Source organism: Nocardioides luti (assembly GCF_014212315.1).
In the GTDB taxonomy this organism is placed as follows: Bacteria; Actinomycetota; Actinomycetes; order Propionibacteriales; family Nocardioidaceae; genus Nocardioides; species Nocardioides luti.
Genome location: NZ_JACKXE010000001.1, coordinates 2513350 through 2536004, shown reverse-complemented (window position 1 = coordinate 2536004; position 22655 = coordinate 2513350). Strand labels below are relative to the sequence as shown.

The 22655-nt window shown below is 74.0% G+C and carries 20 protein-coding genes; 13 read left to right on the top strand and 7 right to left on the bottom strand.

All coding sequences use genetic code 11. The features are described from left to right. The 5 genes from H5V45_RS12040 to H5V45_RS12020 all read left to right on the top strand — a co-directional run bounded on the left by H5V45_RS12040 (window position 1) and on the right by H5V45_RS12020 (window position 5059). Entirely contained in the window at window positions 1-639 is a 639-nt protein-coding gene (locus H5V45_RS12040) for a TetR/AcrR family transcriptional regulator (RefSeq protein WP_185253141.1), read from the top strand. Continuing rightward, on the top strand, window positions 636-2189 hold the full coding sequence (locus H5V45_RS12035) for an FAD-dependent oxidoreductase (RefSeq protein ID WP_185253140.1): 1554 nt from the start codon (window positions 636-638) through the stop codon (window positions 2187-2189). The genes H5V45_RS12040 and H5V45_RS12035 overlap by 4 nt, the downstream gene beginning before the upstream one ends. 152 nt (window positions 2190-2341) lie before the next feature. After that, window positions 2342-3376, top strand: coding sequence for a sigma-70 family RNA polymerase sigma factor (locus tag H5V45_RS12030; RefSeq protein ID WP_185253139.1), 1035 nt, complete (start codon window positions 2342-2344; stop codon window positions 3374-3376). Then, the gene (locus H5V45_RS12025) at window positions 3373-3993 is read left to right on the top strand and encodes a TIGR03086 family metal-binding protein (RefSeq protein WP_185253138.1); all 621 of its coding nucleotides are present in this window, start codon (window positions 3373-3375) and stop codon (window positions 3991-3993) included. The genes H5V45_RS12030 and H5V45_RS12025 overlap by 4 nt, the downstream gene beginning before the upstream one ends. A gap of 10 nt (window positions 3994-4003) precedes the next feature. Next, window positions 4004-5059 carry a helix-turn-helix transcriptional regulator gene (locus H5V45_RS12020; protein ID WP_185253137.1) on the top strand — a complete coding sequence of 352 codons (1056 nt, stop codon included), beginning with the start codon at window positions 4004-4006 and terminating at the stop codon, window positions 5057-5059. Between the two features lie 13 nt (window positions 5060-5072). Here the strand turns inward: H5V45_RS12020 and H5V45_RS12015 are convergent, their stop codons facing one another. Then, complete coding sequence (locus H5V45_RS12015) at window positions 5073-6113, bottom strand: DUF2332 domain-containing protein (protein ID WP_185253136.1); 1041 nt, start codon at window positions 6111-6113, stop codon at window positions 5073-5075. A 76-nt stretch (window positions 6114-6189) separates the two neighbouring features. On the opposite strand from H5V45_RS12015, the gene H5V45_RS12010 reads away from it, so the two are divergent. The 3 genes from H5V45_RS12010 (at window position 6190) to H5V45_RS12000 (ending at window position 9408) form a co-directional block, all read left to right on the top strand. Continuing rightward, a complete protein-coding gene (locus tag H5V45_RS12010; RefSeq protein WP_185253135.1) occupies window positions 6190-7194 on the top strand; it encodes a hypothetical protein in 1005 nt (334 codons plus the stop codon). A gap of 105 nt (window positions 7195-7299) precedes the next feature. Next, on the top strand, window positions 7300-7821 hold the full coding sequence (locus H5V45_RS12005) for a hypothetical protein (RefSeq protein ID WP_185253134.1): 522 nt from the start codon (window positions 7300-7302) through the stop codon (window positions 7819-7821). Window positions 7822-7851: 30 nt separating this feature from the next. Beyond that, window positions 7852-9408, top strand: coding sequence for a flotillin family protein (locus H5V45_RS12000; RefSeq protein WP_343061537.1), 1557 nt, complete (start codon window positions 7852-7854; stop codon window positions 9406-9408). Window positions 9409-9432: 24 nt separating this feature from the next. Here H5V45_RS12000 and H5V45_RS11995 read toward each other — a convergent pair whose 3' ends face one another. The 3 genes from H5V45_RS11995 to H5V45_RS11985 all read right to left on the bottom strand — a co-directional run bounded on the left by H5V45_RS11995 (window position 9433) and on the right by H5V45_RS11985 (window position 14112). Continuing rightward, on the bottom strand, window positions 9433-10890 hold the full coding sequence (locus H5V45_RS11995) for an NAD-dependent succinate-semialdehyde dehydrogenase (protein WP_185253133.1): 1458 nt from the start codon (window positions 10888-10890) through the stop codon (window positions 9433-9435). Between the two features lie 254 nt (window positions 10891-11144). Then, window positions 11145-13034 (bottom strand): penicillin-binding transpeptidase domain-containing protein, encoded by a 1890-nt coding sequence (locus H5V45_RS11990; protein ID WP_185253132.1) that lies wholly within the window; start codon window positions 13032-13034, stop codon window positions 11145-11147. Window positions 13035-13071: 37 nt separating this feature from the next. After that, the gene (locus H5V45_RS11985) at window positions 13072-14112 is read right to left on the bottom strand and encodes an SGNH/GDSL hydrolase family protein (protein WP_185253131.1); all 1041 of its coding nucleotides are present in this window, start codon (window positions 14110-14112) and stop codon (window positions 13072-13074) included. Between the two features lie 159 nt (window positions 14113-14271). Between H5V45_RS11985 and H5V45_RS11980 the strand changes: the two genes are divergently transcribed. Further along, window positions 14272-15495, top strand: coding sequence for a YibE/F family protein (locus H5V45_RS11980; protein WP_185253130.1), 1224 nt, complete (start codon window positions 14272-14274; stop codon window positions 15493-15495). A gap of 15 nt (window positions 15496-15510) precedes the next feature. Here the strand turns inward: H5V45_RS11980 and H5V45_RS11975 are convergent, their stop codons facing one another. The 3 genes from H5V45_RS11975 to H5V45_RS11965 form a co-directional block, all read right to left on the bottom strand. Next, on the bottom strand, window positions 15511-17256 hold the full coding sequence (locus H5V45_RS11975; protein ID WP_185253129.1) for a DEAD/DEAH box helicase: 1746 nt from the start codon (window positions 17254-17256) through the stop codon (window positions 15511-15513). 87 nt (window positions 17257-17343) lie between these two features. Further along, complete coding sequence (gene glmS, locus H5V45_RS11970; protein WP_185253128.1) at window positions 17344-19164, bottom strand: glutamine--fructose-6-phosphate transaminase (isomerizing); 1821 nt, start codon at window positions 19162-19164, stop codon at window positions 17344-17346. 26 nt (window positions 19165-19190) lie between these two features. Next, a complete protein-coding gene (locus H5V45_RS11965) occupies window positions 19191-19460 on the bottom strand; it encodes a hypothetical protein (RefSeq protein ID WP_185253127.1) in 270 nt (89 codons plus the stop codon). A 251-nt stretch (window positions 19461-19711) separates the two neighbouring features. Here H5V45_RS11965 and H5V45_RS11960 point away from each other — a divergent pair, with 251 nt between their 5' ends. From H5V45_RS11960 to H5V45_RS11945, 4 genes are all read left to right on the top strand, one after another. Next, window positions 19712-19852, top strand: coding sequence for a hypothetical protein (locus H5V45_RS11960; RefSeq protein WP_185253126.1), 141 nt, complete (start codon window positions 19712-19714; stop codon window positions 19850-19852). Between the two features lie 211 nt (window positions 19853-20063). Further along, window positions 20064-20666 carry a YceI family protein gene (locus H5V45_RS11955; RefSeq protein WP_185253125.1) on the top strand — a complete coding sequence of 201 codons (603 nt, stop codon included), beginning with the start codon at window positions 20064-20066 and terminating at the stop codon, window positions 20664-20666. 89 nt (window positions 20667-20755) lie between these two features. Beyond that, entirely contained in the window at window positions 20756-21658 is a 903-nt protein-coding gene (locus H5V45_RS11950; protein WP_246415897.1) for a GNAT family N-acetyltransferase, read from the top strand. Then, complete coding sequence (locus tag H5V45_RS11945) at window positions 21655-22500, top strand: hypothetical protein (RefSeq protein ID WP_185253123.1); 846 nt, start codon at window positions 21655-21657, stop codon at window positions 22498-22500. The genes H5V45_RS11950 and H5V45_RS11945 overlap by 4 nt, the downstream gene beginning before the upstream one ends. Window positions 22501-22655 lie beyond the last annotated feature (155 nt).

Sequence of the window (22655 nt, the reverse complement as noted above, 5' to 3'; positions counted from 1 at the left end):
ATGACGTCACTTCGTCACAACGGTCCCGAGAAGCCGGACCAGACCGACACCCAGCCCGGCACCCAGCCCGACAGCCCCCGCGACGGCTACCTCGACGCCGCCCGCGCCTGCATCCTCGACGTCGGCTGGCGACGGACGACGCTCACCGAGGTCGCCCGCCGGGCCGGGGTCTCGCGGATGACGATCTACCGCACCTGGGCCGACATGCCGAAGCTGCTCGGCGACCTGATGACCCGCGAGTGGGCCGGCGTCGTGGCGGCCACCGTCGCGGGCGAGGACCCCGACGCCCCGACCGTCGACCGGCTGGTCGCCGACGTCGTCGGCACGGTGCGCTCGCTGCGGGAGAACGAGCTGTTCGTGCGGATCGTCGAGCTCGACCCCGAGCTGCTGCTGCCCTACCTGCTGTCCCGGCGCGGGCGCTCGCAGGACGCGATCCTGGCGCTGACCACCGAGCAGGTCCGCGCCGGCCAGGCCGAGGGCACGATCCGCGCCGGCAATCCGGTCGCCATCGCCCGCGGGCTGCTGCTGGCCGCCCACGGGTTCGTGCTGTCCGCGCACACGATGGTCGACGACGACGTGACCGAGGACGAGCTGGACGCCGAGCTGACCACGCTGCTGACCCGGGCGCTGGCCCCGTGAGCACCGCACCCACGCCCACCCGCATCACGCCCGGCCTCGCCGGCGCGCCCGACCAGGTCGACCTGGTCGTCATCGGGCTCGGGATCACCGGCGTCGGGGTCGCCCTGGACGCCGTGACCCGCGGCCTGAGCGTGCTCGCCGTGGACGCCCACGACCTCGCCTTCGGCACCTCGCGCTGGAGCTCGAAGATGGTGCACGGCGGGCTGCGCTACCTCGCCAAGGGCCAGGTCGGCGTCGCGCACGAGAGCGCCGTCGAGCGCGGCATCCTGATGGAGACGACCGCACCGCACCTCAGCCACGCGATGCCGATGCTCGTCCCGCTCAACTCCAGCGTCACCCGCCTCCAGGCCGGCGTCACCCGCGCCGGGCTGCTGGCCGGCGACGTGCTCCGTCGCGGTGCCCGCACCGACGCCGAGACGCTCCCGAAGCCGCGCCGGCTCTCCGCCACCGAGGCGCTCCAGCTGGCACCGCCGCTGCGCTCCGCCGGCCTCCGCGGCGGGCTGCTCTCGTGGGACGGCCAGCTCGAGGACGACGCCCGCCTGGTCACGACGATCGCGCGCACGGCGGCGTCGTACGGCGCCCACGTCCGCACCCGTGCCCGCGTCCTCTCCGCGACCGGCACCGGGGTCGAGCTGCGCGACGAGCTGACCGGCGCCGTCACGCACGTGCGCGCCGGGTCCGTCGTCAACGCCGCCGGGGTCTGGGCGGGCGACCTGGTCGAGGAGGTCACGCTGCGCCCGAGCCGCGGCACCCACCTGGTGCTGCGCGCCGACAGCCTGCCCGGCCTGCAGGTCTCGGTCTTCGCCCCGGTGCCGGGCGAGACCAACCGCTTCGTGCTGGTGCTGCCGCAGCCCGACGGGACGGTGTACGTCGGGCTCACCGACGAGCCGGTCGAGGGCGACGTCCCGGACGTGCCCGAGCCGTCCGAGCCCGAGATCGGCTTCCTCCTCGACGTGGTCTCGGCCGCGTTCGCGCGCCAGCTGCACCGCGACGACGTCGTCGGCGCCTTCGCCGGCCTGCGTCCCCTCATCGACGCCGGCGACGGCTCGACCGCCGACCTGTCGCGCAAGCACGCGGTTCTCACCAGCCGGACGGGCGTCGTCACGATCGTGGGCGGCAAGCTCACGACGTACCGCCAGATGGCCGAGGACGCCGTCGACGCCGCGCTGGCGCGGTCGGGGCTCGCGGCCGGCCCGTGCCGGACCCGGCGGCTGCCGATCAGCGGGGCCGCCCCGCGGCCCGTGCTCGCCGGGCTCGAGCAGCCCGCACGCCTGGTGCGGCGCTACGGCACCGACGCCGAGCTCGTGCTCACCAGCGCCCGCGAGGTCACCGGGCTCACCGACGAGGAGCTGCTGGCGCCGGTCGCCCCGACCGTGCCGGTCACCCTGGCCGAGCTGGTCTTCGCGATCACGCACGAGGGGGCCCACGACGTCGACGACCTCCTCGACCGGCGTACCCGTGTCGGCCTGGTCCCCGCCGACCGCGCCCTCGCCGTGCCGGCCGCCGAGCGGGCGCTGGCGCTGGTGCGCGCGGCCGGGTCGGAGCTGTAACGCGGTGTCCACGTAGCGAAACCGCCGTCGTAGCACCGCGCCAGTGACGTGGACACCGCGTTGCAGCAGGCGCGGCCACCCCACCGATGAGTTCCGCGGTCGACGCCGGTCTGCACCAGCAGGCACACTGGACGGACGACGAGGGGCACCCGATGACGGCACGAGGGACGACCACGGTGACGAGCGCGCAGGGCACGGACGGCACGACCGAGCTGGACGACTTCCCGACGCTCACGCAGCGCTACCAGCGCGAGCTGCTGGCGCACTGCTACCGGATGAGCGGCTCGGTCCACGAGGCCGAGGACCTCGTGCAGGAGACCTTCCTGCGCGCCTGGAAGGCCTCGGGCGACTTCCAGGGCCGGTCCTCGGTGCGGACCTGGCTCTACCGGATCGCCACGAACGTCTGCCTGACCAACCTCGAGAGCCGGCCGCGCCGGCCGCTGCCGACCGGGCTCGGCACGTCCGACGCCACCATGGGCGACGCGCTCGAGCAGGACCCGGAGATCGCCTGGCTCGAGCCGGTCCCGGACGCCGCGGTCGTCGTCGCCGAGCGCGACTCGATCCGGCTGGCCTTCGTCGCCGCGCTGCAGCACCTGCCGGCCCGGCAGCGCGCCGTGCTGATCCTGCGCGACGTGCTCCGCTGGTCGGCCGCCGAGGTCGCCGAGGCGCTCGACACCACCACCGCGGCGGTCAACTCCGCCCTCCAGCGCGCACACGCGCAGCTCGCCGACCGCGGGCTCAGCGAGGAGACGGTGCGCCCGGACCTGACCGACGCCCAGCGCTCGCTGCTGGACCGCTACGTCGACGCCTTCTGGAAGAAGGACATCGACACGATCGTCAGCCTGCTCACGGCCGAGGCCACGTGGGAGATGCCGCCGTTCACCAGCTGGTTCCGCGGGTCCGAGGCGATCGGGTGGCTGATCGGCACCGAGTGCCCCGGCGGCTCGCACGACATGCCGATGATCGCGACCGAGGCCAACGGGCAGCCCGCGTTCGGCCTCTACATGCGCACCGAGGCCGGCGACTTCGTGCCGTTCCAGCTGCAGGTGCTCGACCTCGACGGCGACCAGGTGCGCCACGTCAGCGCGTTCTTCGACGCCCGGCTCTTCGCGACCTTCGGCCTGCCCGACCGGCTCCCGGCGGACTACGTCCCGGCCAGCACCGAGAACGCCCCGGCCCCGCGGTGACCGCGGCGCTCGACGGTGCCGTCGAGCTCCTCGACCGGGCCCTGGGCTACACCCGCGTCGTGCTCGCCGACGTCACCGACCACCACCTCGACCTGCCGACGCCGTGCGCCGGCTGGTCGCTCGACGACCTGCTCGCCCACATGGAGGACGCGCTCGACGCGTTCGCCGAGGCGGCCGAGGGACTCGTCGAGGTCGACCGCCCCGGCCCGGCACACGCCCGCACGGACGTGCTGCAGCAGAAGGCGTGCGCACTGCTCGGCGCCTGGACGCGGGCCGCGCCCGTCGCGCGGGCCGGGGTCCGGGTCGGCGACCTGGACCTCGCGGCCCCGCTGCTGGTCGCCACCGCGGCCCTCGAGATCACGGTGCACGGCTGGGACGTCGGCCAGAGCACCGGGCGCGACGCCCCCATCCCCGACGACCTGGCCCGGATGCTGCTCGCCGTGGCCCGCACGGTCGTCGACCCGAGCGACCGCGGCCGCCGCTTCGACAGCCCCCGGCCGACCGCGGTCGGGACGTCGTACGACGTCCAGCTGCTGGCCTTCCTGGGCCGACACCTGACTGGTCCACCCGGACGGGTTCGGGGCAATCGGGGCACGACCCCGGGCGTCGCTTCCTAGCCTGTGCGGCATGCGAGGACCCGAGTCGGAACCGTCGGCGGCCCCCGGCACCCGGACGCGGGGCCCCGCGCACACCGCGCCCCTCACCGTCGTGCGGGCGCACCACCCGCCGACCACCCACCCGGCCCTGCTGCGGGCGTGGGAGCAGGCCCGCGCGGGCGAGGTCAACGCCGCGCTGGGCGACCTCGACTCACTGCGGGTCCTGGCCGTGCTCGAGCCCGACTCCGCCGACACGGCGATGCTGCTCGCCGTCGGCCTCGACTGCCGGCTGGCCCGTGGCGACGTCGGTGAGGCCCTGGTCCTCGGCGAGGAGCTGGAGGTCCACCTCGCCGCGGACGGCCTGCGCGGGGCGCTCGCGCACCACGCCCGCGGGGAGCTGGCCACCGCCCTGCACGAGCCGGAGCCGGCGGCCGGCCACTTCGCCACGGCGGGCGTCCTCCTGGCCGACGCCTCTGGCCGGCTGCCCGACGACCTGGCGCCCTGGCGGGTCGGGGCCGCCCTCGCCGCGCTGCGCCTGGGCCGCCGCAGCGAGGCCACCCGGCTGGCCCGCGAGCAGCTGGACCTCGCCACCACGCCGTACGCCGTCGCGCTGGCGCTCCGCACGGTGGCGACCACCGGCACCGGGACCGAGCAGCTCGCGCTGCTGCGCCGGGCGCGGGACACCCTGGCGGGGATCCGGGCCGGCCGGCTGGCCGCCCAGGTCGACACCGACCTCGCCGGGCTGCTGGTCCTGCAGGGCCGGGCCACGGAGGCGCTCGTGCTGCTGCGCGCGGCGGAGGCCTACGCCGGTCGCCAGGACCTGTGGCCGCTCACGGCGCGGGTCCGGCGACTCCTCGAACGCCTCGGCGAGCAGCCACGCCCCGTGCAGAGCGAGGCGCTCGCCACCCTCACCGTCTCCGAGCGCCGGGTCGCGCGGCTGGCCGCCCTCGGGCGCACCAACCGCCAGGTCGCCGAGGAGCTCGAGGTCAGCGTCAAGGCCGTCGAGTGGCACCTCTCGCACGTCTACCGCAAGCTCGGCATCCGCTCCCGCAGCGGGCTGGCCGGGTCGCTGGGCGTGCCCGACTGAGGAACCGCCGGGCTCAGCCGCGCAGCCAGGTCATCGACCGGCCGTGGCCGTGGGTCCAGGCCACCGCCTGCCCGTCGACGCCGAGCACGAACCGTCCCGACGGAGCCTCCTGCGGCCAGGTCGCGCTCACCTCGGGCAGGACGCTGCGCCCCTCGTTGCTGACCCAGTGGCAGCGGCCGGCCGCGACCAGGTCGCGCATCATCGCGGCGAAGCGCCGCCGGTCGTCCGGCTCGAGGTAGGCGATGACCGCGCTGTGGAAGACCACCACCGGGCCGTGCTCGGACGCGCGCTCCACCAGCCCCGGCAGCTCCTCCAGGAGGTCGCCCCGGACCAGCTCGGGCGGGTCCGCGGCCGCCACCCCGACCGCCTCACGCAGCAGCGCCCGACGGTCGTCGTGCTCGGGCCAGACCAGCGTCTCGAGCCAGCCCGTGTCGTCGGGGTCGCGCACGTCGAGCGGGTTCAGGTCCACGCCACCGCGCCAGGCCACCGCGGGCGGCGCGGTCGGGAACGGCACCGGCCCGTCCACCTCGGCGCGCAGCGGACCGGCCGCGCCCGGCGCACCCACCTCCACCACGTCCGACCCGGCCGGGCCGGCCGACCACGCGTAGGACCAGCGGTCGGGGTAGAGGCACAGCCCGGCGCTCGCCCCCACCTCCAGCAGTGACAGCGGCACGCCGCCGCCCAGCTGCGCGAAGGCCGGCACCAGCGTCGCGAGCCGGCCGACCTCGTTGGTCTGCGTCGCCCGCGCCAGGATCGTCGACCGGATCGGGCCGATACCGCCGGGGTCGCCGGGCTCGCCGGGCTCGCCGGCGCCGTCGGCGAGCAGGGCCTCCCGCAGCACGGCGTACGCCGCCGGCGCGGCCACCCCGTGCCACCGGGCCGCGGCGAAGACGAGGTTCGGCTGCTGCTTGATCTCGGGCAGGGTCGCGATCCAGGCGACCACCTCGGGGTCGTCGGCCACCCCGCGCGCCCACGCCTCGAAGCACGGCGAGTCGCCGCGCGCGTAGTCCGCGAACTCGGCGTACTGCTCCACCACTCCGGTCCAGAGCTCCATGCCGCCATTCTCACGATCCCCTCAAGGTCTCGTGGTTCCGCCACCCCCGCGACGCACGGTGCGGGAGCCTTGGGCCATGGGACCTGGGGGGACCGGGCTGCGCCGTGTCCGGACGACGGCGGCGACGGCGGCGGCCACGGCCGCGGCGCTGCTGCTGTCGTCCTGCCTGCTGGCCGGGTGCTCGGAGGGCGTCGACCTGGCGCACAGCGTGCAGACCCGGCTGGGCCGCGTCGACGGCGTGCTCAGCGCGGACGTCACCGCCCCCTCGGACGCCGAGGCGCCGCGGATCGAGCTGACCGTCGACCCCGACCTGACGGCCGCCGACCTGGTGCTGCTCCTGCGGGCGGTCGGCAAGGTGACGGTCCGCGACGACTACCCGAGCCACCGCCTCGAGCTCGAGCCGGCCGACGAGGAGGGGGACGTCCTCGTCGTCGACGACACGTTCGCCGGGCGCGACGACGAGCTCGCCGTGCTGGAGAGCTGGCAGGCCGTGACCCAGGCGCTGCTCGGGCCGGTGACCTACACCGTCGAGGACGGGACGGAGACGATCGCGGTCGCCTCCGACGGCGGGCTCCTGCACGACGCCACGGAGGCGAGCCGGATCGGGTACGGCGGCGCCGGGACCACCTGGCGCTTCACCTCGGGCCCCTCGGCGGTGCTGGTCACCGGCCGCGTCGCGCATGCGGACGTCGAGATGCTGCAGCGGGTCCAGCGCAGCACGGTGTCGTCCGAGCTGCCGGTGGCGGCCACGTCCTGGCGCCTCGAGCGTCGGCGCGACCACGTCCTGCTCGCGCTCGAGGTCGGCCTCCCGGAGCAGGTCGAGCCCGCGCGGCTCACGACGGAGAGGTACGCCGAGGACCTGCGCCCGCTCGCCCGGGCCGCGCTGGCCGCCGTCGGCGTGGGGGACGCCCCGCGCGCCCCGGACGCCCGGCCGGTCTGGCTCCAGCTGCGCCACGACACCCCGGCCGGCGACGACGTGTTCGGCTTCTGGGTCTCCGACCACCGCCCGGTCCACGGCCGGGACCGGCTCGACCGGCACTGGGACCGCTGGCTCGTCGCGCTCGCCGGCGCCGCCGGCTGACGGTCGCCAACGCCCCGATCCCTCCCCGGCGGGCGCCGCCGCGCACTAGGGTGGCGACGTGGTCCCCGTCGGGGGAGGACCGCCCACAGCACCGGGGGCAGCAGTGTGACGACGTTCCTCGTGATCGGCATCGCCGGGCTGGTCCTGCTCGGCCTCTCGCTGCTCGTCGGCGACCTCGTCGGCAGCGCCCTCGACGGCCTCGGCGACGCCCTGACGGCCGACTGGTTCTCGAGCGCCGTCGTCGCCGGGTTCGTCGCCGCCTTCGGCTTCGGTGGCGCCCTGGCCCAGGCCGCGGGAGCGCCGACCGTCATCGCCGTCCCGGTGGGCGTCGTTGCCGGCGCCGGCTTCGGCTGGTTCGCCTCCTGGCTCACCCGCCTCGTGCGCGACGGGTCCAGCGACGCGACGCCCACGACCGACGACACCATCGGGCACGACGCCACCGTGATCACCGACATCCCGGGCGACGGCTTCGGCGTCGTACGCCTCCAGATCGGTGGGCACACCCTGCGCCTCAACGCCCGGGCCGAGCGCGCCCTCGTCACCGGGACGCAGGTCCACGTCACCGGCGTGCTCTCCCCGACGGCGGTCACGGTGGCCCCCGTGTGGAACGACCTCGAGCTCGACTGACCCTCCCACCCTCTCGGAAAGGCCCTTCTCGTGCTGGACTCCCTGCTCGTGCCGGTCATCGGCTTCGTCGTCCTGCTGGTACTGATCGTGCTGCTCGTGACCAGTCGCTACAAGGTCGCCGGCCCCAACGAGGCCTACATCGTCACGGGCCGCAAGGGCCAGGCGGTCCGCAACCCCGAGACCGGGGCGCTGACGACCGACCTGTCCGGCCAGAAGGTGATCCTCGGCGGCGGGACCTTCGTGATCCCGTTCGTCCAGAAGCTCGCCACCCTCGACCTGTCCAGCCGTCGCATCTCGGTCCAGATCCGCGGCGCCGTCTCGGGGCAGGGCATCAAGCTGAACGTCGAGGGCGTGGCCATCGTCAAGGTCGGCGGCAACGCCGACCAGATCCGGCTCGCCGCGCAGCGCTTCCTCAGCCAGCAGGACGAGGTCGAACCGTTCACCCAGGAGGTGCTGGCCGGCGCGCTCCGCTCGATCGTCGGCGGGCTCACCGTCGAGCAGATCATCCGGGACCGCGCGGCCTTCGCCCAGCGCGTCGCCGACGAGTCCGAGAACTCCCTGACCGGTCAGGGGCTGATCCTCGACACCTTCCAGATCCAGGACGTGACCGACGACGGCAACTACCTCGCCGACCTCGGGCGCCCCGAGGCCGCGCGCATCGGTCAGGCCGCGGCGATCGCCGAGGCCAACGCCCGACAGGCGGCCGAGCAGGCCCGGATCAAGTCCGAGGAGGAGATCGCGGTCGCGCAGCGGGCGCTGGCCCTGCGCCAAGCCGGCATCAAGGCCGAGACCGATGCCGCCTCCGCGACCGCTGCCGCGTCCGGTCCGCTCGCCCAGGCCGATCGCGACCAGGCGATCCTGCTCGAGCAGGAGAAGGTCGCCGTGCGCCAGGCCGCCCTGACCGAGCGCCAGCTCGAGACCCAGGTCCGCAAGCCGGCCGACGCTGCGCGGTACAAGGTCGAGCAGGAGGCCGAGGCCAACCGGAACTCCGAGATCGCGGCCGCCGAGGCCCGCAAGGCGGCCTCGATCGCCAACGCCCAGGCCAAGGCCGAGGAGACCCGGCTGAGCGGTGAGTCCGAGAAGTCCCGTCGCGCCGCGCTGGCTGAGGCCGAGGCGATCGAGGGCACCAAGCGCGGTGAGGCCGAGCGGGCCCGCCGTACCGCCGAGGCCGAGGCGACCCGGGCCGAGGGCGAGGCGCAGGCGGCCTCGACGCTCGCGATCGGCCAGGCCGAGGCGGAGGCCATGGACAAGCGGGCCGAGGCGTTCGCGAACTACAACGACGCCGCCGTCCTGCAGATGCTGATCGAGGTGCTGCCCCAGATCGCCCGGGAGGTGGCCGCCCCCATCGCCGCCATCGACCAGCTGACGGTCATCTCCTCCGACGGGGCCGGCGCGATCCCCCGTCAGGTCACCGACAACGTCGTGCAGACCCTGTCGATGCTCAAGACGACGACCGGTCTGGACCTCGAGGCGCTGATCAAGCGGGCCGTCGAGGGTGCGGTGACCGGGATCGGCAGCACACCCGCGACGACGGCCGCGGCCACGTCGGGACCGGACGGCGCGGGCGCCGACCTCGCCGCCCGCTGACCGGCGGCAGCGCCGGTCGGCGACTCAGCCGGCCGGCAGCGCGACGTACGTCGTCTCGAGGTACTCCTCGATGCCCTCGAAGCCGCCCTCGCGGCCGAAGCCGCTCGCCTTCACGCCACCGAACGGCGCGGCCGGGTTGGAGATCAGGCCGGTGTTGATGCCGACCATGCCGAAGTCGAGCGCCTCGGCCATCCGGATCGTGCGGGCGAGGTCGCGGGTGTAGACGTACGACGCCAGGCCGTACTCCGTTGCGTTCGCCCGGGCGACCGCCTCGTCCTCGGTGTCGAAGGTCGTGATCGGCGCGACCGGGCCGAAGATCTCCTCGACGTTGATCGCGGCGTCGACCGGGACGTCCAGCAGGACCGTCGGCGGGTAGAACCACCCCGGCCCGTCCGGCTTCTCGCCGCCGCAGACGACCGTCGCCCCGTCCTGCACGGCGTCGGCCACCAGCCGACCGACGTTGTCGACGGCCTTCTCGTCGATGAGCGGGCCGACGTCGACGCCCTCGTCCTGGCCGCGACCGAGGGTGAGCGCCGACATCCGCGCGCCGAGCTTCTCGGCGAACTCGCCCGCGAGCGAGGAGTGCACGAGGAACCGGTTGGCGGCCGTGCAGGCCTCCCCCATGTTGCGCATCTTCGCGACCATCGCGCCGTCCACGGCGGCGTCGACGTCGGCGTCCTCGAAGACGAGGAACGGCGCGTTGCCGCCGAGCTCCATCGAGACCCGCTGGAGCTGGTCGGCGGACTGGCGCACCAGCACCTTGCCGACGTTGGTGGAGCCGGTGAAGCTGACCTTGCGGAGCCGGTCGTCGCCCATCAGCGCCTCGCTGATCTCGCCGGCGCGGGTGCTCGGGACGACGTTGAGCACGCCGTCGGGCAGCCCGGCCTCGGCGAGCACGGCGGCCAGCGCCAGCATCGTCAGCGGGGTCTGGTGCGCGGGCTTGACCACCATCGTGCAGCCGGCCGCGATGGCGGGCCCGATCTTGCGGGTGCCCATGGCGAGCGGGAAGTTCCACGGCGTCACGAACAGGCACGGGCCGACCGGCTTCTTGATCGTGAGCAGCCGGCTGCCGCCGGCCGGCGCCTGCATCCAGCGACCGTGGATGCGGACCGCCTCCTCGGCGTACCAGCGGAAGAACTCGATGCCGTAGCCGACCTCGCCGCGCGCCTCCGCGACCGTCTTGCCCATCTCCAGGCTCATCAGCCGGGCGAAGTCGTCGGCCCGCTCGGTGACCAGCTCGAACGCCGTCCGCAGGATCTCCCCGCGCTCGCGGGGCGCCGTCCGCGCCCACGCGGCCTGCGCCTCGACGGCGGCGTCCAGGGCCTCCACGGCGTCGGCGACGGAGGCGTTCGCGACGTCGGTGATCACGGACCCGTCGGCGGGGTCGGTCACCTCGAACCGGTCGTCGCCGTCGGCCGCTCGCCAGGCCCCTCCGATGAGCAGTCCGCGGTGGTCGGGGGCCAGCAGGTCGAGGGGTTCCATGCACCAACCTTGTCACCCCGAGCGGTTGCAGGAAACCGGGGACATGGCGCGGAGCGCTGTGGGATTCTTGGCACGTCGACTTCGGAGGGAGCACCTTGTCGTCGGCATGAACCCCTTGCTGACCCCATGCAGTGAGGGGTTCACCCCTGTCGGGATCCGGCCCGTCCCCATGTGACGGATCCCAGGCGCACCGCACGCGGGGGTCCTGTGCCGGGACCCCCGCGTGCCGGCGGGAGCACGTCGGTGGCGCCCGCTCAGCGGGCCGCCCGCAGGAACGCCTCCAGGATCGGCCCGGCCGTGCCGGAGCCGGACGAGCCGACGTCGACGAACACCGCCACGGCCAGGTCGCCCTGCGCCCCGATCATCCAGGCGTGGGTGAGCACCTTGCCGTCGCGCTCGAACTCCGCGGTGCCGGTCTTCGCGATGACCGGCGGCCCGGGGACGTCCAGGAGGCCGCGGCCGCTCCCGCTGGTCACGACGCCACGCAGCAGCGCCCGCAGCTGGGTGGCCTCCGACGGCGTCAGCGCGTCGGCGTCCTGCTTCTCGACGTCGAGCGAGGTGATCAGCCGGGGCACCACCGCCGTGCCCGCCTGCACCGACCCGATCACCGCCGCCATCGCCATCGGCGAGGCCAGGATCGCGCCCTGGCCGATCATGTCGGCGGCCGCCTCGGTCTCGGAGGCGGGCGGCGCCACGCTGCCGAAGTACGCCGGGAAGCCGAGGTCGTGGTCGATCCCGAGGCCCAGCGACGCGGCCGCGTCGGCGAGGTCGCCGTCCCCGAGCCGCCCGGCCTGCGAGATGAAGGCGGTGTTGCACGAGTTGGCCAGCGCCGTCCGGAAGGGGATCCGCCCAGTCGCGCCGGCCGGGTAGTCGGAGTAGTTGGTGAAGGTCTTGCCGTCGACCGTGATCGAGGTGGTGCAGGGGACCACGGAGTCCGGAGTGAGCCCGGCGCGCAGCAGCGCCAGCCCGCTGACACTCTTGAAGGTCGAGCCCGGCGCGAGCTGACCGTAGGTCGCGATGTTGTAGCCGTCGTTCCCCGGCCCGTTGGCGGCCACGAGCAGGTCGCCGGTCGACGGCTTGACCGCGACGATCGCGCTGGCGGGGCCGACGTCGGCGAGCAGCCGCTCGGCGGTCTGCTGGAGGTCCACGTCGAGGGTGAGCGCGAGCGGCTCCCCGTCGGTCGCGTCGACCCGGAACACCTCGCGCTCCTCGCCGCCCTCCGCCACGGTGTCCACGACCACGCCGGGCGTCCCGCGCAGCTGGTCGTCGTAGCGGGCCTCGAGCCCGGAGAGCCCGGCCTGGTCTCCGACGCGGTAGGCGTCCGGGTCCTTCTCGATCATCTCCGCGGTGACGTCGCCGACGGTCCCGAGGATCGGGGCGGCGAACTCGCGCGTGGGGGCCAGCGGCAGCTCGTCCGGCAGCGCGACCGCGCCGCGGATGGTGTCGTACGCCGCGACCGCCGACGGTGCGTCGCCCCGGCGGTAGACGATCGCCTCGACGAAGGCCCGCGGCCCGGCGGCCTCGACCCGCTTGGCGTAGGCGGCGGCGTCGATGCCGACGAGCCGCGCGAGCCGGCGGGCGGAGCTGCCCGCGTCGGGCGAGGGCACCTTCTGGCGGTCGATCCCGAAGCGGACGACCGGACGCTCGCTGACGATCGCCGCGCCCCCGCGACCGGTGATCTCGCCGCGCCGCGCCGCCACCGAGGTGGCGGTGAGCACCGTGTCGGCCTCGAGGCTCGGCTCGACCAGGGCCGGCTCCCAGGCCACCTGCCACTCGTCGTCGACGCGGGTCAGGTCCGCGGTGGTCTCGTAGGTCCAGTCCTGGGCGCCGAGCGGCCAGGACCAGGAGTACGTCGCCGTGGCACGGTCGCCGTCCTCCTGGACGTTCCCGGCGGTGACGGTGGGCTCGACGTCCCCCATCCCCTCGGTGATCGCCTGCCACTGCCGGCCGACCCGGGCCGGGTCGTCGCCGGCGAGGGCGACGTCGTCGAAGGACCCGGACGCCAGCGCGGTCGCCAGCGCCGCCACGGTGTCGTCCGGGTCGGGGCCGGGGCTGGTCACCTCCGCGACGGAGTCGCAACCGGTGACCAGCCCCGTCAGCAGCACCAGCGGGGCGATCGCGGTCAGGGTGCCGGGTCGTCGCATGGCCCCGGTTCTACCAGCCCGCGGTGACAGCGGCGCGTCAGTGCCGGGCGATCCACCGGTCGAGGTCGATCCCGGCCCGCTGCGCCGCCACCCGCATCCGGTGACTGGTCAGGTCGGGCGCCCGGAAGACCTGCGGCCTGATCGAGCGGTCGGCGGCGGCGTACTCCCGCTGCTGCGCGGCCAGCGCCGGCCCGGACGCCGCGGCGGTCCGCAGCGTCGCGGCGGACGCGGTCAGCGTGGCGCCGGTGAGCAGCGCGCTGACCAGCGGCGTGTAGCCGGAGGAGTGGCCGAGCCGGTTCGGGTGGTAGCTCTCGCTGACCGGGTTCGACAGGCCGTTGAGCCACTCGGGGTCGTCGCACACCGCGTGCCCGGTGAAGCGGCTGGTGGGGTTCGCGAACGCGAAGCCCTTCGCGGCGGCCGCGCTCGACAGCTTGCTGTTGAGCAGGTCCGCGGTCGCGTTGAGGCGGGTCTCCTCGGCCGGGGAGAACCACGTGAACGCGTTGCAGTCCTCGCCCATGAACACGCGCGGGTAGCCCACCACGACCACCTTCGCGGTGGTGGCGCGGCTGCGGATCGCGGCGTACAGCGTCGACAGCGCGGACGGCAGGGTGTTGGTGATGTAGGCCTGCGCGGTGTTGATCGCCCCGTCGCAGTTGCTCGCCCACCCGGGCTGCGCGCACTCGGTGAGCACGTCCGCGAACCCGGCGTCGTTGCCGCCGACGGAGATCGTGACGTACTTCGTCGCCGTCGAGAGCGCGCTGAGCTGGGTGTTGGTGACGTCCGGGATCTTCGCGCCCGAGCAGGCACGGAAGTTCAGGGCGTAGCCGCGTGCGGCGGCGATCAGGCTGGGGTAGGCGTACGTCGAGCGCTGGCAGGAGGTGCCGTCGTTGAGGTAGCTGCGGGTGCCGGTGCCGGACGAGTAGGAGTCGCCGAGGGCGACGTACGACGGAGCGACGGCCGCCTGGGCCGGGGCCAGCGGGGCGAGCAGGGTGCTGAGGGTGACGAGAGCGGCGGCGGCCAGGACACCGGCAGGGGTGCCGCCGGCCCGGGCGAGCCGGGCACGCGAGAGAGGACGCATCGAACCTCCGAGAACGGTGGACGCGACCACTGCTGTGACCGCCGTCACAAACTAGGGCCCGGCGCGGACCGCTGACCAGTGGCCGGACGGACAGGTCCGGACCGGGCTCGCCCGACCGCCCAGCCACCGGCCCAGCCACCGGTCCGTCAGGATGACCCCATGGGTCACGGCCACTCCCACCGCGCGCACCGCCACGACGAGGACGACGTCGAGGTCGCCCGGGTCCCCCGGGTGGTGCTGCTCGCCGTGCTGGGCCTGCTCGCGGCGACCACGGTCGGCGGCCTGGTCTGGCTCTGGCCGGACGGCGGCAAGGTCGACGACGTCCGCCGGTCGGTGGAGTTCGCGGCGCCGGGCGTCACCTTCCCCGACGCCGTCGTCCGCAAGGTCGCCCCCGTCTGCACGACGGCCCCGGGGCCCGGCGCCGGGAGCGGGGAGTGCAACGCGCTCGAGGTCGAGGTGACCAGCGGCCCGGACCGCGGCGCCCGGGCGACCGTCCAGGTCGCCCCCCAGGTGCTGGCCTCCGGGCTCGAGCCCGGCGACGGCGTCCGCCTGCTCGCCCCTCCGGCGGCGGCGCCCGACCAGCCGGTCGCCTACTCCTACTTCGGCACCGAGCGCTCGGGCGCCCTGTGGTGGCTGCTCGGCGCCTTCGTGCTGGTCGTGGTCGCGGTCGCCCGCCTCCGCGGCGTGCTCGCGATCGTCGGCCTCGCCTTCAGCGGCGTGGTGATCTGGCAGTTCGTGCTGCCCGCACTGCTCGCCGGCGAGTCCGCGCTGCTGGTGGGCCTGGTCGCCTCCGCGGCCATCATGTACGTCGTCCTCTACACGACCCACGGCTTCTCGATGCGCACCAGCGCAGCCCTCGCCGGCACCCTGGCCGGCGTGGCGATCACCGCCGCCACCGGTCTGCTGGCGGTCGGCGGGACGCACCTGACCGGGGCGGGGGACGAGAGCGGCAGCGTGCTGTCCAGCTTCACCGGCGGCCTCGACTTCCAGGGCCTGCTCACCTGCGCGATCGTGATCGCCGGGCTCGGCGTGCTGAACGACGTCACGATCACCCAGGCGTCGGCGGTGTGGGAGCTCCGCGGGGCGGCGCCGACGCTGACCCGCGCCCAGCTCTTCGCCCGCGGCATGCGGATCGGCCGCGACCACATCGCCTCGACGATCTACACGATCGTCTTCGCCTACGCCGGGACCGCGCTCACCGTGCTGCTCGTCATCCAGCTCTACGACCAGCCGCTGCTCGACCTGCTCGTGACCGAGGACATCGGCCAGGAGGTCGTGCGCGCGCTGGCCAGCAGCATCGGTCTGGTGCTGGCGGTCCCGCTCACCACCGTCATCGCGACGCTGACCGTGCCCGGTCCGCGACGCGACGACGACGTCTTCTGAGGGTCCCGCCCGCGGTCAGTGCCGCGGCTTGGAGCGCGGCTTGCGGTCGTCGTACGACGACGAGCCGCCCTCGGTGTCCAGGCTGAGCTCGATCAGCTTGCCGGAGATCCGGGTGCCGGACAGCTTCGACCAGGCGTCGCCGGGCAGGTCCGCTGGCAGCTCGACCAGCGAGTGGTCGCCCTTGATGTCGATGTGCCCGAAGTCCTGGCGCGACAGGCCGCCCTCGTTGGCGATGGCGCCGACGATCTGGCGCGGCTCGACCTTGTGGCGCTTGCCGACGGAGATGCGGTACGTCGCCATGGGGACGTCGGTGCGACCGCGCGGCTTGCGCGGCGGACGCTCCTTGAACTCCTTGCGGGGCTTGGGGCCGCGCTCGTCGTCGTAGGTGCGCTCCGGGCGGACCGCGCGCTCCTTGGCCGGGTCGAGGAGCAGCGGGGTGTCGCCCTCCATGACCACGGCGAGGGCGGCGGCGACGTCGGCCTCGGGCACGTCGTTGGCCCGGACGTAGTGCGCGACGATGTCGCGGAACTGGTCGATCCGCGCCGTCTGCGTGAGCGCCTGGGTGATCGCGTCGTCGAAGCGCGCGAGCCGGGTCGTGTTGACGTCGTCGACCGTCGGCAGCTGCATCTGCGTCATCGGCTGGCGCGTGGTCTTCTCGATCGACTTGAGCAGGTAGCGCTCGCGCGGGGTGATGAAGGAGATCGCGTCGCCGCTGCGGCCGGCGCGGCCGGTGCGGCCGATGCGGTGCACGTAGGACTCGGGGTCGGTCGGCACGTCGTAGTTGACGACGTGGCTGATCCGCTCGACGTCGAGGCCGCGGGCCGCGACGTCGGTGGCGACGAGGATGTCGAGCTTGCCGGACTTGAGCTGGTTGACGGTCCGCTCGCGCTGGGCCTGGACGACGTCACCGTTGATCGCCATCGCGGAGAAGCCGCGGGCGCGCAGCTTCTCGGCCAGCGTCTCGGTCTCGTTCTTGGTGCGGACGAAGACGATCATCCCCTCGAAGTTCTCGACCTCGAGGATGCGGGTGAGGGCGTCGACCTTCTGGGGGTAGGAGACCGTGAGGTAGCGCTGCGTGATGTTCGCGGCGGTCGCGGTCTTGTTCTTGACCGTGATCTCCTGCGGGTCGTTGAGGTACTTCTTCGAGATCCGCCGGATCTGGCTGGGCATCGTCGCGGAGAACAGCGCGACGTTCTTGTCCGCCGGGGTGTCGGCGAGGATCGTCTCGACGTCCTCGGCGAAGCCCATGTTGAGCATCTCGTCGGCCTCGTCGAGCACCAGGAAGCGCAGCTCGGTCAGGTCGAGCGTGCCCTTGTCGAGGTGGTCCATGATCCGGCCGGGGGTGCCGACGACGATGTGCACGCCGCGCCGCAGGGCGCTGAGCTGGACGCCGTAGCCCTGCCCGCCGTACACCGGCAGCACGTGCACGCCCTTGAGGTGCGCGGCGTACTTCTCGAACGCCTCGCAGACCTGGAGCGCGAGCTCGCGGGTCGGCGCGAGGATGAGGGCCTGCGGCTTCTTCTGGCGCAGGTCGAGGCGCGAGAGGATCGGCAGCGCGAACGCCGCCGTCTTGCCGGTGCCGGTCTGCGCGAGGCCGACGACGTCGCGGCCCGCGAGCAGCGGCGGGATCGTCGCGGCCTGGATCGCGGACGGCGTCTCGTAGCCGATCTGCCGCACCGCCTTGAGGACGGATTCGTCGAGACCGAGGTCCGCGAAGGTCAGGCTGGCCTCGGGGGTGGTGTCGGTCTCGTCGCTGCTCATAACCCACGACGGTAGTGGGTGTTGCGGCTCACGTCCGATTCGTGGTCGCGGAGATCCTGCTCACCTTCCGGGGTGGGTGGGGCGTGCTCACTCCACCGTGACCGACTTGGCGAGGTTGCGGGGCTTGTCGATGTCGTGGCCCAGCAGCAGGGCGGCGTGGTACGCCAGCAGCTGCAGCGGCAGGGTCAGCAGGATCGGGTCGAGCTCGCGCTCGTTGCGAGGGACGTCGATGCGGACGGCGTCGACGTCGCCGAGGTCCACGTCCGCGTGCGTGACCACGACCAGCGGGCCGCGCCGGGCCGCGATCTCGTGCAGGGCCCCGACGTTGCGGTCGGTGAGCTCGTCGTACGGCACCACGGCGACGGTCGGGACCGCCTCCGAGATCAGCGCCAGCGGCCCGTGCTTGAGCTCGGAGGTCTGGTAGGCCTCCGCGTGCCGGTAGGAGATCTCCTTGAACTTCTGCGCCCCCTCCCGGGCCACCGGGAAGCCGCGGACGCGGCCGATGAAGAAAAGGCTCTCGGCCTCGGCCAGCCGGGCGGCGACGCCGGCGATCTCGTCCTCGCGGGCGAGGACCGCCTCGAGCTGCTCGGGGATCCGCTGCAGCCCGGCGATCAGCCGCTTGCCGTCGGCGATGGACAGGTCCCGGACCCGGCCGAGCTGCAGCGCCAGCAGCGCGAAGCCGAGGAACATGTTGGTGAGGGCCTTGGTCGACGCGACCGCCACCTCGGGGCCGGCGTGGAGGTAGATCCCGCCGTCGCACTCGCGCGCGATCGCGCTGCCGACCACGTTGACCAGGCCGATCACGCGGCCGCCCTTGCGCCGCACCTCCTGCACCGCGAGCAGGGTGTCCAGGGTCTCGCCGGACTGGCTGACGGCGACGTACAGCGTGTCCGGCTCGATGATCGGGTCGCGGTAGCGGAACTCGCTGGCCGCCTCCGCGTCCGCCGGGATCCGTGCCAGCTCCTCGACGAGCGCCGCCCCCATCTGGCCGACGTAGTACGCCGAGCCGCAGCCGAGGATCTTGACGCGGCGGATCGCCCGGGTCTCGCGCGCATCCATCCCGAGCCCGCCGAGGTGCGCCGTGCCGAAGCGCTCGTCGAGCCGCCCGCGCAGCACCCGCTCGGCCGCGGCCGGCTGCTCCACCATCTCCTTGTGCATGAAGGAGTCGTGCTCGCCCGCGTCGTACGACGACGGGTCGACGTCCACGGTGTGCGCGGCCTTGTCCGTGGTCGACAGGTCCTCGCGGTAGGTCGTGAAGCCCGTGGCGGTCAGGGTGGCGAGCTCGCCGTCGTCGAGGTGCGCGACCGTCGTCGTGTAGCGGACCAGCGCCGCGAGGTCGGAGGCGACGTGCATCTCCTTCTCCCCCACGCCGATGATCAGCGGGCTGCCGTTGCGGGCCACGACGATCCGGTCCGGGAACGCCGCGTGCAGCACGGCGATCCCGTAGGTGCCCTCGATCGCGGCCAGGGCGTCGCGCACCTTGCCCTCCAGGGTGTCGGCGTCCGAGCCGGCGACCAGGTGCGCGAGCACCTCGGTGTCGGTGTCGCTCACCAGCTCCACCCCGTCGTCGGCGAGCCGGCGCCGCAGCGCCGCCGCGTTGTCGATGATCCCGTTGTGGACGACGGCGACCTCGCCGGCGGCGTCGGTGTGGGGGTGGGCGTTGACGTCGTTCGCCGGCCCGTGGGTCGCCCACCGGGTGTGACCGACGCCGACCTTGCCGGCGAACCGCTTCGGCAGCTGCTCACCCAGGTCCCGGACCCGGCCGGCCTGCTTGGCCACGCGCAGCCCGGTGCCGCCGAGCACGGCGACCCCCGCCGAGTCGTAGCCACGGTGCTCGAGCCTGCCCAGCCCCTCGAGCAGGAGCGGGGCGGCCTGCTGGCCGCCGATGTAGCCGACGATTCCGCACATGTTCCGGTGTCTCCTCTTGCCGTGGTCTAGCCGTACACGAGCCGGCGCAGCTGCCGCTCGCTGAGTGCCGGGGCGGCCACGACACGCGTGGCCAGCTCCGCGGCGATCCGGGCGAAGATCTCGTCGTTCCTCGCCCCGTAGGTCTTCAGGTGGGCGTGCCGGCGCCGGACGTACGCCTCGACCGGCTCCGCGTGGAACGCGACCACGTCCTGCACGACCCGCGCGGCCTCCGCCTCGCTGAGGCCGGTGCTGGCGGCAACGTGGGCGACCAGGTCGGGGTCGGGACGGCTGGGCACCCGGTCATCGTGCGCTCTCCGACCGCGACATGCCACTTCCTGCCCGAAATCGGGCAGGAACACTGCGTGGGGAGCCGAGCCGCGGCGCCGACGGTCGTCGTCGACCCCGAGCGTGGGGTGGAGCGACAGGCCCCGACACGCCCGGCCGCAGGGCCGTCAGGGGAGCGTCGGTCACCGATTTCCCGCGTTTTCACCCGCTCGGGTGGATGGGTGCTACTCTTGGTGAACAGCAGATGAACAGGAGGTGTCACATGAGGGACCACGAGATGACGTCAGGGCTCACGATGCACTGGGTGAGCGTGACGGACAGCCGCGGGCGCACCCACATGGAGGCACGCTGGGGGAACGAGACGCACAGCACCTCGCCCGCCCAGACGTCCCACGCCGCCTGACGCCGCACCACCGCACCACCGCACCACCGACCTTCCACCAGGGCCGCGATTCCACGGGGATCGCGGCCCTCGTGCATGTCCGGGGCCGGGCGCACCCCGAGCTGCGGGGCGAATGTGACCCAGCCCACATCCTGACGGGAATGATCCGGACCCGAGTCCGGTTAAAGTGGTTGAAGTTTGAACAAACACCCACCACCGCCAGGAGCACCCGATGAGCATCTTCAGCCGCAAGTCCGAGTCCACCACCACGGACGTCTTCGACGCCCCCACCGCCGCCGTCGAGGACATCTCCGGCGACTACACCATCGACCAGACGCACACGCGTCTCGGCTTCAGCACCCGCCACGCGATGGTCACGACCGTCCGCGGCCAGTTCACCGACTTCACGGGCACCGCGCACATCGACACCGCGAACCCGGGCCAGTCCTCGGTCAACCTCGTCATCCAGACCGCCTCGGTCGACACCGGTGTCGCGGACCGCGACGGCCACCTGCGCTCGGCCGACTTCTTCGACGCCGACAACAACAAGGAGATCACCTTCGTCTCGACGAACGTGACCCGCGACGGCGACGACTGGGACATCACCGGCGACCTGACCATCAAGGGTGTCTCCAAGCCCGTCACGATCTCCTTCGAGTCCACCGGCTCGGCCCGCGACCCGTTCGGCAACCTGCGCGTCGGCTTCGAGGGCGGCACCTCGATCAACCGCAAGGACTGGGACCTCACCTGGAACGCCGCGCTCGAGACCGGCGGCGTCCTCGTCTCCGAGAAGATCAAGCTCGAGTTCGACGTCTCGGCGATCCGCAACGCCTGATCCTCCGGGAGGCACGACCTCCCACCCACGACGGGGCCTCCGATGGAAATCGGCGGCCCCGTCGGCGATTTCGGGCTTCAATGGCGCCCATGGACCTGCCCGGCCTGCCCGACGGCCTGACCGCGCGCCCGCTGACGACGGCGGACGCCGCCGGCGTGCACGCCGCGATCGCCGCCGAGGAGGTCGTGGACCTCGGCGAGGCCGAGATGACGCTCGAGGACGTGGTGGCCGACTGGCAGCGGCCGTCGTACGACATCGCGTCGAGCACGGTGGGGGTCCTGGACGGCGACCTGCTCGTCGGGTACGCCGACCTGGCCGGCCCGGACACGGCGTACACCGCCGTCCTCCCTTCCCACCAGGGTCGGGGGATCGGCACCGCCCTGGCGCACTGGCTGCAGCGCGCCGCCCGGGAGCGCGGCTCGACCACGATCGGCACCCAGGTGCCCGAGGGCAGCGCGGCCGACCGCCTGATGGCCGACCTCGGCTACCGGCTGCGGTGGACCGCGTGGGACCTCGAGCTGCCGGAGGGCCACGAGATCGAGCCGCCCGCGCTGCGCGACGGATCCACGCTGCGCGACGCGACGGAGGCCGACCGGGCGGCCGCGTGGACGCTCGTCGAGGACGCCTTCCTCGAGTGGTCGGACCGCGAGCGCCACTCCCTCGAGGACTGGGGGGCGCTGGTCTGGGGCCGCCCGGGCTTCGAGCCGTGGAACCTCCGGCTGCTCTTCTCCCCCGCCGGCGAGCTCGTCGGGGTGACGCACGTCCACCTCACCGGTGACAGCGGGTACGTCGCCCGCGTGGCCGTCCGCGCCGACCACCGCGGCCGCGGGCTCTCGCGGACGCTGCTGGTGGACGCCTTCGCGCGGGCCCGGGAGCACGGGGCGGTGCGGTGCTACCTCTCGACCGACACCCGGGCCGGCGCGCGCGCGATCTACGAGCGGGTCGGGATGGTCGTGACCTCGACCTGGGTGAACCGGGCGATCGACCTGTGACGGTCCTCGAGGCTCCGCCACTGCACGTGCTCCGGGCCTACGGCCTGGCCGGCGAGCCCGTGCTGCTCCCCGGCGGCCAGGGCCGCGCCTACCGCGTGGGCGACGCCGTCGTCCGCCACGGTGACGACGCGGCCGTCGACGCCTGGCTGGCGCGGGTGCAGCGCGACGTGGTCGAGGACGGCTTCCGGGTCGCCCGGCCGCTGCCGGCACGGGACTGGCGCTGCGACGACGGCTGGACCGTGGACGGCTGGTCCGCCTGGGGCTGGCTGCCCGGCGTGCACCGGACCACCGGTGCCGACTGGCCCGCCGGGGTCGAGGTGGCGCGCCGCTTCACGGCCGCGCTGGCCCGGGTGCCGCGTCCGTCGTTCACCGACACCCGCGCCGACGTGTTCGCCGACGCCGACCGGATCGCGTGGGGCGAGCTCGCCGTGCCCGGGGTGGGCGACGCGGCCGAGCTGGTCGCCGAGCTGGTCGGCCAGGCCCGCCCCGACCACGCCCCGCGCCAGGTCGTGCACGGCGACATCGCGGGCAACCTGCTCTGGGCCGACGGGCTCCCGCCCGCGGTCATCGACCTGTCCCCGTCCTGGCGCCCCGCGGGGCTCGCGCCGGCGCAGGTCGTCGTCGACGCGGTGCTCTGGTACGGCGCCGACGCCTCCCTCGCCGACGAGCTGGACGGCCCCGACCCGGCGTCGCTGGTGGCCCGGGCGCTGGCGTTCCGGCTCGCGATCCACGCGCTGATGGAGGCCGGGCACGCGGACGTGCTGCGCTGGGACCCGGCCCAGGTCGAGCGGGACCTGGCCCGCGTCCGGCCGCTGGTGGAGCGGCTCCGGTCCGGGTTCTGAGCAGACCGCTCCGTCGACGTCGTGTGCCTGAGGACGCGCCCGGGCGCGTCGTGGGGCACACGCCGCGCACGCACGGGCTGCTCACCCACGGGTGCGGCCGGCCTGCTCCGCCGCACGCCTCGTGTGCCTGAGCACGCGCCCGAGCGCGTCGTGGG